Source organism: Bradyrhizobium sp. SZCCHNS30572, from assembly GCF_032484415.1.
Lineage (GTDB): Bacteria > Pseudomonadota > Alphaproteobacteria > Rhizobiales > Xanthobacteraceae > Bradyrhizobium.
The window spans coordinates 96,499-108,937 of sequence record NZ_JAUESY010000003.1; the positions used below are offsets into that span (position 1 = coordinate 96,499).

General features: G+C 62.7%; 13 protein-coding genes and 1 pseudogene. 9 read left to right on the forward strand and 5 right to left on the reverse strand.

The annotated features are described in order from the left end of the window. Window positions 1-137 precede the first annotated feature (137 nt). Window positions 138-464 (forward strand): conjugal transfer protein TraD, encoded by a 327-nt coding sequence (locus QX048_RS08705; protein WP_315706518.1) that lies wholly within the window; start codon window positions 138-140, stop codon window positions 462-464. A 1-nt stretch (window position 465) separates the two neighbouring features. Continuing rightward, window positions 466-735 (forward strand): conjugal transfer protein TraD, encoded by a 270-nt coding sequence (locus QX048_RS08710; protein WP_315706517.1) that lies wholly within the window; start codon window positions 466-468, stop codon window positions 733-735. Between the two features lie 94 nt (window positions 736-829). Here the strand turns inward: QX048_RS08710 and QX048_RS08715 are convergent, their stop codons facing one another. Further along, a complete protein-coding gene (locus QX048_RS08715; protein ID WP_315706516.1) occupies window positions 830-1,027 on the reverse strand; it encodes a tetratricopeptide repeat protein in 198 nt (65 codons plus the stop codon). A gap of 274 nt (window positions 1,028-1,301) precedes the next feature. Here QX048_RS08715 and QX048_RS08720 point away from each other — a divergent pair, with 274 nt between their 5' ends. Both QX048_RS08720 and QX048_RS08725 read left to right on the forward strand, forming a co-directional pair. After that, a complete protein-coding gene (locus QX048_RS08720) occupies window positions 1,302-2,609 on the forward strand; it encodes an MFS transporter (RefSeq protein WP_315706515.1) in 1,308 nt (435 codons plus the stop codon). 105 nt (window positions 2,610-2,714) lie between these two features. Next, window positions 2,715-4,187, forward strand: a complete 1,473-nt coding sequence (locus tag QX048_RS08725) for a carboxylesterase/lipase family protein (RefSeq protein ID WP_315706514.1) — start codon at window positions 2,715-2,717, stop codon at window positions 4,185-4,187. A gap of 27 nt (window positions 4,188-4,214) precedes the next feature. On the opposite strand, the gene QX048_RS08730 is transcribed toward QX048_RS08725, so the two are convergent. After that, the gene (locus QX048_RS08730; protein ID WP_315706513.1) at window positions 4,215-5,213 is read right to left on the reverse strand and encodes a LysR substrate-binding domain-containing protein; all 999 of its coding nucleotides are present in this window, start codon (window positions 5,211-5,213) and stop codon (window positions 4,215-4,217) included. Between the two features lie 274 nt (window positions 5,214-5,487). Between QX048_RS08730 and QX048_RS08735 the strand changes: the two genes are divergently transcribed. Further along, on the forward strand, window positions 5,488-6,582 hold the full coding sequence (locus tag QX048_RS08735; RefSeq protein WP_315706512.1) for a hypothetical protein: 1,095 nt from the start codon (window positions 5,488-5,490) through the stop codon (window positions 6,580-6,582). Between the two features lie 27 nt (window positions 6,583-6,609). Here QX048_RS08735 and QX048_RS08740 read toward each other — a convergent pair whose 3' ends face one another. Genes QX048_RS08740 through QX048_RS08750 form a run of 3 tightly spaced genes read right to left on the reverse strand, consistent with a single transcriptional unit; the run spans window position 6,610 to window position 8,754 of the window. Then, window positions 6,610-7,551 carry an SMP-30/gluconolactonase/LRE family protein gene (locus tag QX048_RS08740; RefSeq protein WP_315706511.1) on the reverse strand — a complete coding sequence of 314 codons (942 nt, stop codon included), beginning with the start codon at window positions 7,549-7,551 and terminating at the stop codon, window positions 6,610-6,612. Then, complete coding sequence (locus QX048_RS08745) at window positions 7,526-8,098, reverse strand: hypothetical protein (RefSeq protein WP_315706510.1); 573 nt, start codon at window positions 8,096-8,098, stop codon at window positions 7,526-7,528. Before QX048_RS08745 ends, QX048_RS08740 begins: the two co-directional genes overlap by 26 nt. Next, window positions 8,095-8,754: a GntR family transcriptional regulator gene (locus QX048_RS08750; RefSeq protein WP_315706509.1), complete on the reverse strand. Its 660-nt coding sequence runs from the start codon at window positions 8,752-8,754 to the stop codon at window positions 8,095-8,097. The genes QX048_RS08745 and QX048_RS08750 overlap by 4 nt, the downstream gene beginning before the upstream one ends. 217 nt (window positions 8,755-8,971) lie before the next feature. Between QX048_RS08750 and QX048_RS08755 the strand changes: the two genes are divergently transcribed. From QX048_RS08755 to QX048_RS08770, 4 genes and pseudogenes are all read left to right on the forward strand, one after another. Beyond that, window positions 8,972-9,991, forward strand: coding sequence for a TRAP transporter substrate-binding protein (locus QX048_RS08755; protein ID WP_315706508.1), 1,020 nt, complete (start codon window positions 8,972-8,974; stop codon window positions 9,989-9,991). Window positions 9,992-10,065: 74 nt separating this feature from the next. Continuing rightward, complete coding sequence (locus QX048_RS08760) at window positions 10,066-10,575, forward strand: TRAP transporter small permease (RefSeq protein ID WP_315706507.1); 510 nt, start codon at window positions 10,066-10,068, stop codon at window positions 10,573-10,575. A gap of 55 nt (window positions 10,576-10,630) precedes the next feature. Beyond that, a pseudogene (locus tag QX048_RS08765) lies at window positions 10,631-11,904 on the forward strand (TRAP transporter large permease). 28 nt (window positions 11,905-11,932) lie between these two features. Next, window positions 11,933-12,427, forward strand: coding sequence for a type II 3-dehydroquinate dehydratase (locus tag QX048_RS08770; protein WP_315706506.1), 495 nt, complete (start codon window positions 11,933-11,935; stop codon window positions 12,425-12,427). Window positions 12,428-12,439 lie beyond the last annotated feature (12 nt).

Sequence of the window (12,439 nt, forward strand, 5' to 3'; positions counted from 1 at the left end):
GTCGGCACGACGTATAAGCGCGCCCTCCCTCGAAAAAATCTCGGGAGGGATTATCCCATCTCAGCTCGTCCTGACGACCTTACGGCAAGGCGCCGCTAGCCGAGTTATCATTTCTCCGCCGACGTAGGGAGACGACAATGCGCAAACCAAGGGACTTTGATGCGGACCTGAAGGCACTCGACGACAAAGCGCACGAGCTTAAAACCCGCAAGGTGCGGCAGCTAGGCGAGCTCGTCATTGCCACGGGAGCTGACGCGCTTAGCGCAGACGAACTCGCTGGTGCGCTGATCGTGCTGGTCGAGACCAAGGAGGCCGGAAAGAGGGAGGCATGGGCCAAGCGCGGCGTCTCGTTCTTTCAAGGACGGTCGATGCGGAATGCGCCAGCAACTGACCGCGACGCTAATGTGGTTTCGACGCAACCGAGCGGCGCGCAACCGGCAACAAGCCGCAAGGGCACGGCGTGACATGCGCTCTTGGCAGATCACGCGCCGAAAGCGCACCCGCCATCTCATCGAACTCGGTGGCCTCGTCGTCAAAGCCGGTGTCGTGGAGCAAACCGGCGATGATCGCGCCATCATCTATGGCGCGCTGCTCTGGGTTGCTGACAAACTCCAAAGTGATCAGCGCGAACGGGCGCGAGCGCTATGGATGGCAGAGGGGAAGCGGGTGTTTGAGGCGGAAGCGGCGACACCAGACAAGAACGATCAAAATGGCTCAACACCAAGCAAGAGCTGAAACTCTGCCTGCCCAATCGCCAGTGTCCTTGACGCGCAATTGGCGGCTGTGCGGTGTGAGCTTGAGCCGGCGAGAGGCATGGCAGCAATGCCGCTTAGCGCTCCGGCAAGCCGGCGGCGATCATCAGCTTGATCATCCGATCGGCGGCCTGGACGAAGACCGGGCTGGTGTTCTTCATCGGCGGTGCAACGTTGAGGGCCGTCGTGCCAGGCCGCAACCTCAGGCCCTCCTGCATGGCCGCCTTCGCCTCCTCGGTCCGGCCCAACTGCTGGTAGGCCGCCGCCAGATTCATGTGCGGTCGCCCCGAGGCCGCGGTCTGCGCCGCGACGGTGGTCGGCGCATCGTTGCTCAGGCTGCATCAGGGCCACGACGGTCTGATTGGCAACGACCTCGTCACCAGCAACGTCGCCATGCTTGAACATGTCTTCAAGCCAAGTGAGGATCACGGGCTGCGCGTAACAGCTCGCGTCTCAATTATAGAACCGAGCATCCCATTCCTGGAGCTGGACAGCTAGTTTGGAAACCCCTTGAGTTTTCCCCAACGGGATTGGTGTGGAGGCAAAAGGGTGAAGGGCGTAGCGCAAGCAAGTCCGCTAGGAAGCGAAGGCGAAGAATGCGACTCCGGCGTCAACGACACCAGCACGCGCCTTGGGAGCACGTCCGCTGAACGTGTATCGAGATCAGCCTGGATCGCGATCGCGCTCAGCTTCGCAGCGGTCCTGCTCGACGGGCTTGATACCAGTTCGATCGGCGTGGCGGCTCCCGTCATCGCAGCCCACTTCATGGTCTCGCCGGCGTCGCTCACACCTGCGTTCGTGCTGACGAGCGTCGGCGCCGTGCTCGGATACCTGGCGTCCGGCCCGCTGGTCAGCCGTTGGCAGGCGCGTCCTGTCCTGATCGCAAGCGTGGCGGCGTTTGGCGTTCTCTCGCTGGCAACGCCGCTTGCGGGTTCCGTGGAGCAGCTTGCAGCGCTGCGCCTGATCACGGCTATTGGGCTCGGTGCAGCGTTGCCGTCGGCGATTGCCATTGCGACGTCGCAATGTCCGCCAAGGCTGAAGGAGACGGCTGCCGTCATCGTCGGGACCGGGCTCGCCGCCGGCGGCATCCTGGGCGGTGTGCTCGGTGCAGTCCTGACCGCGCGTTTGGGTTGGCAGTCCATCTTCATCATCGGCGGTGCCCTGCCGCTCGGACTCTCCCTCGTTCTGCTGTTTTGGTTACCCAGGCTGACCGCCGCGCGCGATCCGTTGTCGACCAATCAACGCGACCTGCACCTGGGCGGTTTGAAGCTGATCGGAGATCTGCTCGCCACTGGCGTTGCGAGCCGGACCGTCAGCCTTTGGATATTCTCCTTTCTGATCTTCGCTGACGGCTACGCACTGGTGTTCTGGCTGCCGGCGCTGCTCGTCAAGCTCGGATTCTCGACCGAATATTCGCAGCTTGGCATCAGCTTCTTCAGCGCCGGCGGCCTGGTCGCCAACGTCCTCGTGATGCTCCTCGTGAGCAGGCTTCCGATTGCGCGTATCCTGGTGTCGGCCGTGACCCTTGGGGTCATGTCTGCGGCGGGGCTTGCGGCGCACGACGTGGTCCCGCTCGGTGTCTGGCTGCTGATTGCCGGAACCGGTGCAGGTCTGATCTCCTGCAGCGTGGGGCAGTCCGCTCTCGCTGTCGCGATCTATCCCGAAGCGCTTCGCACCCACGGTGTCGGCTTCTCCGCTGCCGCCGGCCGCATCGGCTCGATCGTTGGGCCCGCGTTCGCAGGTCTCCTCGTTTCGAAGGGTGTTGCGCCGAAAGCGATCTTGCTCGCGGCCACGCTTCCCGCATTGCTTGCGATCTTCGCTCTGCTTCCGCACTTGCGGACGACGGAGCGGTCATGATGCGGCGTTTCAAATCTGGAACGCTGCTCGCCATTTTCGGACGCTGGCTGCATTTGGTGAGAGAGCTTAAGCCGTGGGGCCGGGAAGTGCCTTGTCGGAATAGGAATGACCGCTGTGGAGCATGTTGAGCTGGAAACGCCGTTTGGTCGGCTGCGCGGCGCGCGATCAGAAGGAGTGACCGCGTTTCGGAGAGTTCCGTATGCGGAAGCCCCCGTCGGCCCATTGCGCTTTGAGATGCCGTCAGTGCCGCCGCGATGGGGCGGTGTTCGCGACGCCGTCGCGGCCGGGCCGATTCCTCCGCAGAATCCGTCGCGTCTCGACGTGGTGATGGGGACCTACGACGTCGAGCAAAGCGAGGATTGTCTCCATCTGGACGTCTGGACCGGTCATGCGGCAGGCGACCGCGCTCCGGTCCTGGTGTTCATTCATGGCGGCGCCTTCATGACCGGAGGCGGATCGCTGCCTTGCTACGACGGAGGCATCCTCGCGAAGGACAATGGCCTCGTCGTTGTCAACGTCAGCTATCGGCTCGGCATTCTCGGCTTCTTCCCGCATCCCGGCCTCGGCGGTCTGAACCTCGGCCTGCACGACCAGGTCGCAGCGTTGCGCTGGATAGCACAAGCCATCAGCGTGTTCGGCGGAGATCCGCAGCGGATCACGGTGATCGGCCAATCGGCGGGCGCATTCAGCATCGCGGCCCTTGCCGGCATCGAAGCTGGATCGGGGCTGTTCAACCGGGCGATCCTGATGAGCGCGCCGGTCGGCGTCAAGCTGCGTACCGTCGAACAGTCGCGACCGGTCGCCAATGCAATCCTCGATGTTCTCGGCATCGCCGCTGACGAGGTCGACAAACTCCGAACGATCCCGATTGGTCGCGCCCTCGAGGGCTTGCGCATGCTGCAAAGGCGGCCGCCGGCGACCCCGGGAGATATCACGCCTCCCTTCATGCCGGTTCTGGATGATGCCCTCGTGCACCGCGATCCCATCGAGTCAATTCGAAGCGGCGGCGCACGGTGGTGCGACATGATGATCGGCTTGACGCGCGAGGAGTATGCCGCGTTCTCGATCTCGAATCCGTCGCTCGACGAACTGTCCGATGATGCGCTCGAGGACGTGATCCGATCCCAGGGGGACGACGACGCAAGTGCGACGCTGGCACGGCTGCGTTCCTCGCGCGTGCCTGCGACACCTCGCATGCTCCTGGGCGACTTCTACAGCGAACGGATGTTCACAAAGCAGAGCCTGGAGATCGCCGCCACGCAGTCCAGCCTCGGTCGAAAGGCCTTCACCTATCTGTTCGACTGGCAGGCGCCCGTTCCGGGCCTGGGAGCCTGCCATTGCATCGATCTTCCCTTCCTGTTTGGCAACTTCAACATCTGGCAGTCGGCTGCCATGGTCAAAGGCGCGGACCGGCGCGAAGTGCAGGACCTGAGCCGCCTCTTCAGAGGCTCGATCGCCGCGTTCGCGGCAGCGGGAGACCCGAACGCGCGCGGTCTCCCGGAATGGCCCGCCCACGCGGCGGATCAGGCGGTCCTGCATTTTGATCGCCGCATCACGGCATCGCGATACATCGCCTGACTCGAGCAGGAACGGCCGGGAGTTCTCTCAACGCCTGGCCGGTCTGGGCCTGCGCTTCTTCACGGCGCGTTGGGATTTGCGCCTCACGGCGGACGCCGGACCCGATGGCTGCGGACTATCGGACGAGCGCAGCCTGTCCTGAAGAAATTTGGCGAGACCGGCGAGGAACAAACGGCCGGCGACCGTCAGGGATCGGCGCGAAGGATAGAGCGCATAGAACGTCACCGGTGGCGGCGCCCAGTCGGGAAGCGGCAGAACGAGCCGGCCATCGAGCAGGTCGGCGTCGCACATCGGCATCGGCAGTCGCGCGAGACCGAGGCCGCGTAGCGCAGCCTGGCGAATGATGTTGAGGTTGTTGGCTGAAAAGTTGAGCTTGACGTTGATCTCCGTCGTCGCGTCGCTTGCGCCTAACAGACGCCAGCGCGCCATGAAGCCGTCGGCGCCCCATCCGACGCCCGGGAGGCCTTCGAGGTCTGCGGGGGTCGTGCGCGGGCCGAGGCGCGCCATCAGGGCGGGCGCTGCGACTAAGCGGTAAGGCGCTGTCGCGAGCTTCTGGCAGATCAATTCGGAATCCGCCAGATCTTCGCGCACAGGATGGATTGCGAGGTCGTAGTGATCGATCTTCGGGTCGAACGTCCCTTTGGTGTTGTCCAAGGTCAGGCGCACATCCGGATAGGTCTCGGCAAACTGGATGGCAAAATCGGCGACCAGAATCTCGGAGAGGACGGCCGGGCAGGAGATGCGCAGCATGCCCGAGGGGCGGTTCGTGCGGTCCTCCGCAAGCGCCTTGATCGCAACCAGCTCTTCCCTGATCTTCTGGCTCCGCTCGTAGATAGAGAGGCCGATTTCAGTCGCCGCGAAGTTGCGCGGGCCGCGATGAACGAGATGCACGCCGAGCTGACTTTCGAGGTCGCCGATCCGTCTGCTCAAGCTCGACTTCGGAATGCCTGTCTTGCGGCTCGCCGCCGACAGGCTGCCGGCCTCGATGATTTCGACGAGAAGTGTCAGGTCATCGACCGTTCCCATGAGTAATCCTCTGCGGAGATCTCAGACAGAAGTCCGGATTCGATGAGACGATCGAAAGCGGCACTCCAGCAAGCAGGTCGTCGTTCCAATCCTGGAACGTGACTGTACCGATTGCCGGACTTTTTGTCCCGCGTCCACTGCCTATGCTGTTTCACCGAACTGAACGGGGCGGTTCGAGGGACAACACGCCGGACCACGACAGCGTCTGATGTCTTGGACCTGGGCTTAGAGGACATTGGAGGGGGACTTGAGGCATCATATTCAGCCATTACTCATGGCACTGGCTTTTGCGTCGTGCGCAAGCGCGGCAGCTGTCGCGGAGGATTTGCCGGTCAAGGCAAAGCCAGCGGCCTCCGGTCAGCCATTCTTTTCGCTGATCGATGATCGCCTCACCTTCTCCTATATCCCCAAGGCGACGGACCCCGGCGTGTTCTCCAGGAATCCGGACGGGTCGCTCAACAGCACGACCGCGATGCAGGTCTACTCGTTCACGCATTTCGACATCTGGCAGTACGGTACGAACTTCCTGAACATTTCGATGTTCAAGGCGGACCATAACGATCCCGCCAGCCCCTGCACGAACGCGGGCGTCGTGGTCAATCCGGGCACCGGTGTTGCAACACCGGCCAATTGCGCGGGTGCAATCTTTTTCACCGGTCAGAGCCGTTCGACATTTGGCTGGAATGAAATCTTCGATACCAAGGCGTTCACGGTCGGCCCGCTCCGCAACATCTCCTTCGAGGTCGGTTTGGACCTGAGCACGTCGAACTACTATCGCGCCGCCGCTGCGCAGGCCGTATCGGCCGGCCTGCAGTTCCAGTTCGATCTTCCCTACAAGGGTTACGTCAACGTCGCGCCGCTCGCGACATGGATCTACATGGCACACATGGGATTCCTGCAGTGCGGTGGTGGCTTTGCCCCTCCGGGGCCCGGCGTGAGCTGTCTGCCCGACGGCAACCGGCGGTATCAGCCGACCTGGGCGATTGAAACGAACTACTACATGGACCTCGGCTTCTTACCCGAGAGCATGCGCTATTTATCCATCAGCGGCCGCGCCCAGTTGCTCGGCGCGCTCGGCCCCGAGAACAGCCCACTTCCCTATAATCCGCTGCCCGTCGCGGCGCCGGCCAACTCCATGACCAAAGTCTCACTCAACTCCGAGCCGATCCGCCTTACCTTCGATGCCTCCAAAGCGATGTGGGGCCCGAAATTCTCGCACTATCTCGATGTCTGGGTGGCCTATCGCTACTGGCAGAACAAATACGGTCTCGATCACAATGTCAGCAAGCTCTGCACGAGATCGCCAGGGGTGAGCAACAACACCTGCACCGAATCGAGTCTGTCCAGCGGCATCAGCGTGAAGTTCTAGTGCGTCGACAAAACGGGGGAGAGCGGTTTACCTGCCGCGCCTGATGCGACCGTCGTCAGCTTTTTGGCGTCGCACAGCACCGCCCGATGGGAAACGATGTTCGGAGAGGCCTTGTGCGAGGCCGCGGACAGCAAGCAGATGTCCCGCCATGGGTTCGGCACTCAACTGCTTCGGATCCAGGAATTTTCTGGCCGTCGTGATGAACAGCGTTTTGAGGTCGCTGCCTCCAAAGCACACGCAGGTCGGGTTCGTCACCGGCAATGGGACGATGGTGTCGATCTGCCCGTTCGGGCGGTAGCGTACGACGCGGCCGCCCGAGAAGAAGGCTGTCCATAACCCGCCTGCGGCATCGACGCAGGCGCCGTCCGGTCTTTCCTTCGACGTGCTATAATCTGCAAACAGGCGCCGGTTGCTGATGATACCGTCGTCGAGATCGAAGTCGAACGACCAGGTGCAGTATCGCCGCGTATCGGTGAAATAGAGCGTGCGGTTGTCCGGCGCGAACGCGATCCCATTGGTCACGATGACGTCGCCGAAGATGCGCGTCACCTGGCCGTCTCCGGTCACGCGATAGAGCGAGCCGTTCGGGCGATGCAGCTGGTTGTCCATGGTGCCGATCCACAAGCGGCCGCGCGCATCAACCCGGCCGTCGTTGAGGCGGTTGTCGAGGCCGTTTTCGACCTCGACAAACTGCTCCGGATGATCGGCCGCGCGACGGTACAGAGTCAGATCCCGTGCGAGCAGATGCGAGCCGTCCGCCGTCAGCGCCTGGCTGCCAAGGAATTGACACTCATGGGAAACAGCGTGGTGCGCGCCAGTTTCCGGATCGAACGACTGATGCAGCCTGCCGTCGATATCGATCCACCACAGCTTGCGGGTCCGGTCGCACCATAATGGCGTCTCGCCGAGGAGATCGGCGTTGGCCACCGCAATCTCGACCCGATCAGCGGAGATCGAATGAATGGTCATGTCGGAATCCCGTTCCAGCCGCGCGCGCTATCGATCTCAGCTTTTCCAGCGGGCGCATCGCCTGGACGAAGCGGCAGTTCCTTGCGCAGCAGGTCCGCGGCGTCGGCGGAAGGAACGACAACTCCACGCCGACAGCAAGCCCCGGCGTCGCGACGGATCGGACATGCCCGAGCGCGAGCGTCATGGCCTCGACCGAGGTTGACGATCCGAACACGGCCGGCGGCATCCAGTATCCGGCGTCCGTCCTATTGGGGATGCTGTCCCGCTCGTTCCGGTTGGCGGTGTAGACCGTCTTGTCCGGCTCGCCCTTCACATAGATGAGGATCGGCAGGTGCCGGCTGATGCCGATCGCGTCCATGAAGTCGAACTGGAAATGGTAGTAGCCGCCGAGAAGGTACTGATGTTGTGCTTCGACGTGCAGATCAGGACGTCGATGCCGGCCGCGTCGAGCAGGCCGTCGAGCCGGGCGGTCGAGAAGGGAATGTTGGCGCGCATGAATCGTTCTCTGCGTCGACCACCCGGGGGGCGGCAAGGTGAGGGCGATCAATTGCCGGTCCAGGAGGACAGGGCATGCGCGACACAGTTGTTGATGTGCTCGCTCAGGACGGTCCTTGCGCCCTCGATGTCGCGCCTCAGGGCGCATTCCAGCAGCGCCTTGTGCTGGTTGATCGTCTCGCTGCCGCGATAGCGCAGTGCGTAACGGAAATATTTGTCGAACACGATGGAATGCGTATGCATCAGCTCGCGCGACCCGCAACGCGAGATCAGCGCCTGGTGGAATTCGCCGTCGTAGCGCTTTCGCAACTCGGGATCGTCGCCCTCCTTCAGGATGGTGCGCTCGGTCGCGGCCAGCTTGTGATGCGCTGACACCACGCGTCCTTCCCACTCGACGTCTCCGGCGCGGAACGACTCGGCCATGGCGTGATGCTCCAGCAGGATGCGCAGCTCGGCGAGCTCGCGCAGGTTCTGGAGCGAGACCGGTGCCACCTCGAAGCCACGCTGCCCTTCGGCGACCACGAAGCCTTCGGACGCCAGGCGATTGAGGATCTCGCGCAGGGTCGAGATGCTGACGCCGTAATCCTCCTTCATCGCCTCGAGCCTGAGGCGTCCCGACGGCGTGAGCACGCCGAAAATGATGTCGGAGCGGATGCGCCGATAGCCGCTGTCGCCCGCCGACAGCGGCCGTTCCTCAAGATCCGTCATGCCTTCTGATCCCGCTCGCCCGGAGCGCCGCCCTGTGGGAGCGGGCCACTCGCCGGCATTATAGCAGAGTCGCGGCATCTGATGTCCATTGAAATCTCATATGAAATTATGATTGTCGTTTGACATCGATATTGATGTGTGTTTTCTCGATAAACAGAGGGTACGGAAAATAAGCGCTCAACCCGCCGCGTGCCCCGAAGAAACCAGGGAGGACACGATGAGCTTGTTCGCACGGGCGCTGTCTGCCGCCGCGATCTCGGTGGCGCTGACGGTCGGCGCATCTGCCGCCGATGACATTCAGGAGCGGACGATCCGGTGGGGGCACCTGAACAACACCGATCACCCCGTCAGCTTCGGCGTGCAGAAGTTCGGAGAGATCCTGCTGGCCAAGAGCGGGGGTAAGATGAGGGTCCGCGAGTTCGCGGCCTCGCAGCTCGGCAACGAATTGCAGCAGCAATCCGCGCTGCGCGGCGGCACTCAGGAGATGCTGTCGGCCTCGACCACGTCGCTTGCGACCGTCGTGCCCGAGTTCGGCCTGATCGATTTCCCGTTCCTGTTCAACACGACCGAGCAGGCCGATGCGCTCGCGACCGGCAAATTCGGCAAGGCCATGCTTGAGGGCCTGCCGTCGAAGAACCTGATCGGCCTCGGTTATTGGGGCCTTGGCTTCCGCAACGTCACCAACAGCACCCGGCCGATCACCAAGGTCGAGGACTTCGCCGGCCTGAAGCTGCGCGTCATTCCGAACCCGGTCTATCTGGAGAGTTTCAGCGCTTTCAAGGCCAATCCCGTCCCGATGGCGTTCGGCGAATTGTATTCGGCGCTGGAGACTCGCACCGTCGACGGGCAGGAGAATCCCTACACCGTCATCCTCTCCAACAAGTTCTACGAGGTGCAGAAGTACGTCTCGGCCACCAACCACACCTTCACCCTCAACATCATCCTGGTGAGCAAGACGTTCTGGGACAAGTTGTCGCCGACCGAGCAGCGCCTGATGCGCGAGGCCTATGAGGAAAGCCGCAACTATCAGAAGGAGCAGACGCGCCTCCAGACCGAAAAGGCGCTGGCGGAATTGCAGGCCAAGGGCATGCAGTACAATGCGATCGCTCCCGAGGAGACCGAGCGCATGCGCAAGGCGGTTCAACCGGTCGTGGACAAGGTCTCGGCCAATCTTCGGCCCGAGACGGTGAAGCTGTTCAACGAGGAAGTCGAGCGCATCCGCAAGGACGTAAAGTAATCGCCTCTCCATCACGATAGGCGGCGGAGCCGGCCCATGCCGGCTCACGTCCCACATCTGCTCGGACCTGACGCATGGCGCAGTTTCTCGACCTCTATTGCTCGTTTCTGAAAGCCGTCATTGCCGCGTGTCTCGCGGCCATGGTGGTGCTGGTCTTCGGCAACGTAGTGCTGCGCTATGGCTTCAACTCCGGCATCACGGTGTCCGAGGAGCTGTCGCGCTGGCTGCTGGTGTGGCTGACCTTCCTCGGAGCCATCGTCGCGCTGCGCGAGCACGCCCATCTCGGCGTCGACAGCCTGGTGCGGAAGCTGCCGGCCTCCGGCAAGCGCATCTGCTTCCTCATCAACTACGGCCTGATGCTGTTCGCCGATTGGCTGCTGCTCTCCGGCAGCTGGCGTCAGACCCTCATCAACATCGACGACCGCGCGCCGGCGACCGGTCTGTCGATGGCCATCTTCTACGCCGTCGGCGTGATCTTCGGTGTGTCGGCCGCAATTATCCTTCTCTACGACCTGTACCGGGTGATCAGCGGGCAGGCGAGCGAGGAGGACATGGTGGCGGTCAGGGAATCGGAGGAGCAGTGATGGCCTCGATCGTCTTCGCGCCCTCTCACTCTCTCCGCGTCACCCGGATCATGCCATGACGATCGTCGTCTTCACCGTCTCTCTGCTGGGCGCCATGGCGCTGGGCATGCCGATCGCCTTTGCGCTCCTCATCTGCGGCGTCGCCCTGATGAGCACCATTGACATGTTCGATCCCCAGATCGTCGCCCAGAACGTCATCAACGGCGCCGACAGTTTTCCGCTGATGGCCATCCCGTTCTTCATGCTCGCGGGCGAGATCATGAACAAGGGCGGACTGGCCAAGCGCATCGTCAATGTCGCACTCGTGGCGGTGGGGCATTTCCGGGGCGGCCTGGGCTACGTCACGATCCTGGCCGCCTGCATCCTGTCGTCATTGTCGGGGTCGGCGGCGGCCGACGCCGCCGCGCTGGCGGCGCTGCTGGTGCCGATGATGGTGGCGGCGGGACACAAGAAGACCTATGCGGCGGGTCTCGTGGCGGCCGGCGGCGTGATTGGCCCGGTGATTCCGCCCAGCATCGGATTCGTGATCTTCGGCGTGGCCGCCAACGTCTCGATCTCGAAGCTGTTCCTTGCCGGCATCGTGCCCGGCCTTTTCCTGGGATTGGGCCTTTGCGCCGCCTGGTACTGGGTGGTGCGCAAGGAAAACCTGTCGCCGCCGCCGCGCGCCGCGAGGTGTGGCATGCGATCACCGACGGCTTCTGGGCACTCATGCTCCCCGCCATCATCATCGTCGGCCTGCGCTTCGGGATCTTCACGCCAACCGAGGCCGGCGTCGTCGTCGCCGTCTATTCGATGTTCGTCGCGACGTGCATCTATCGCGAGCTGAAATGGTCCGAGATCTACGCGGTCCTGGTCTCGTCGGCCGTGACCACGAGCGTCGTCATGTTCCTGGTCGCTGCGGCCTTGGTGTCGTCCTGGCTGATCACGGTGTCTGAGATCTCCAACCAGGTCGTCGATCTCCTGAAGCCGTTCATGAGCAACAACACCATCCTGATGCTCGCGATCATGGTGGTCGTCGTGATCGTGGGCACGGCGCTCGACATGACGCCCACCATCCTGATCCTGACGCCGATCCTGATGCCAATCATCAAGGCGGCAAATATCGACCCCGTCTATTTCGGCGTGCTGTTCATCATCAACAACTCCATCGGCCTGATCACGCCGCCGGTCGGCATCGTGCTTAACGTCGTCTGCGGCGTGTCCAAGATCAGCATGGAAGACATCATCAAGGGGGTCTGGCCCTTCATGATCGCGCAGCTGATCGTCCTGTTCGCGATGGTCCTGTTTCCCGGCCTGGTGACGGTGCCGGCGCGATGGTTCGGCGGCTGATCGGGCTGCGTTGGCAAAGGAGTCGAACATGGCCGCACGGATCGTGATCTTGAATGGACCCAATCTCAATTTTCTCGGCATTCGGGAGCCCGACATCTACGGCTCGACGACGCTGAAGCAGATCGAGGACAGCTGCCACGCGCTCGCGGACCAACTCGGCGTATCCGTCTCGTTCCACCAGTCGAACATGGAAGGCGAGCTCGTTGGTCTGATCCAATCCGCTCACGGCCAGGCGGATGCGATCATCATCAATCCGGCAGGCTATTCTTTCACATCGGTCGCGCTGATCGATGCGCTGAACATCTTCGATGGGGTGAAGATCGAGCTGCACATCTCCAACATCCATGCGCGGGACGAGCTGCACCGCCATTCGATCACCTCGCGGGCCTGCACAGCGGTGATTTGCGGACTTGGCGCTTACGGCTATCTCGCTGCGATCCTGGCGGTCGTCCAGCGGCTCGGGCAATTGCCTGAAACGATTCCGCCGGCCCTGCACGGGCTTGCGCTAACCGGCAAGATGTAATCAGGAGACAAG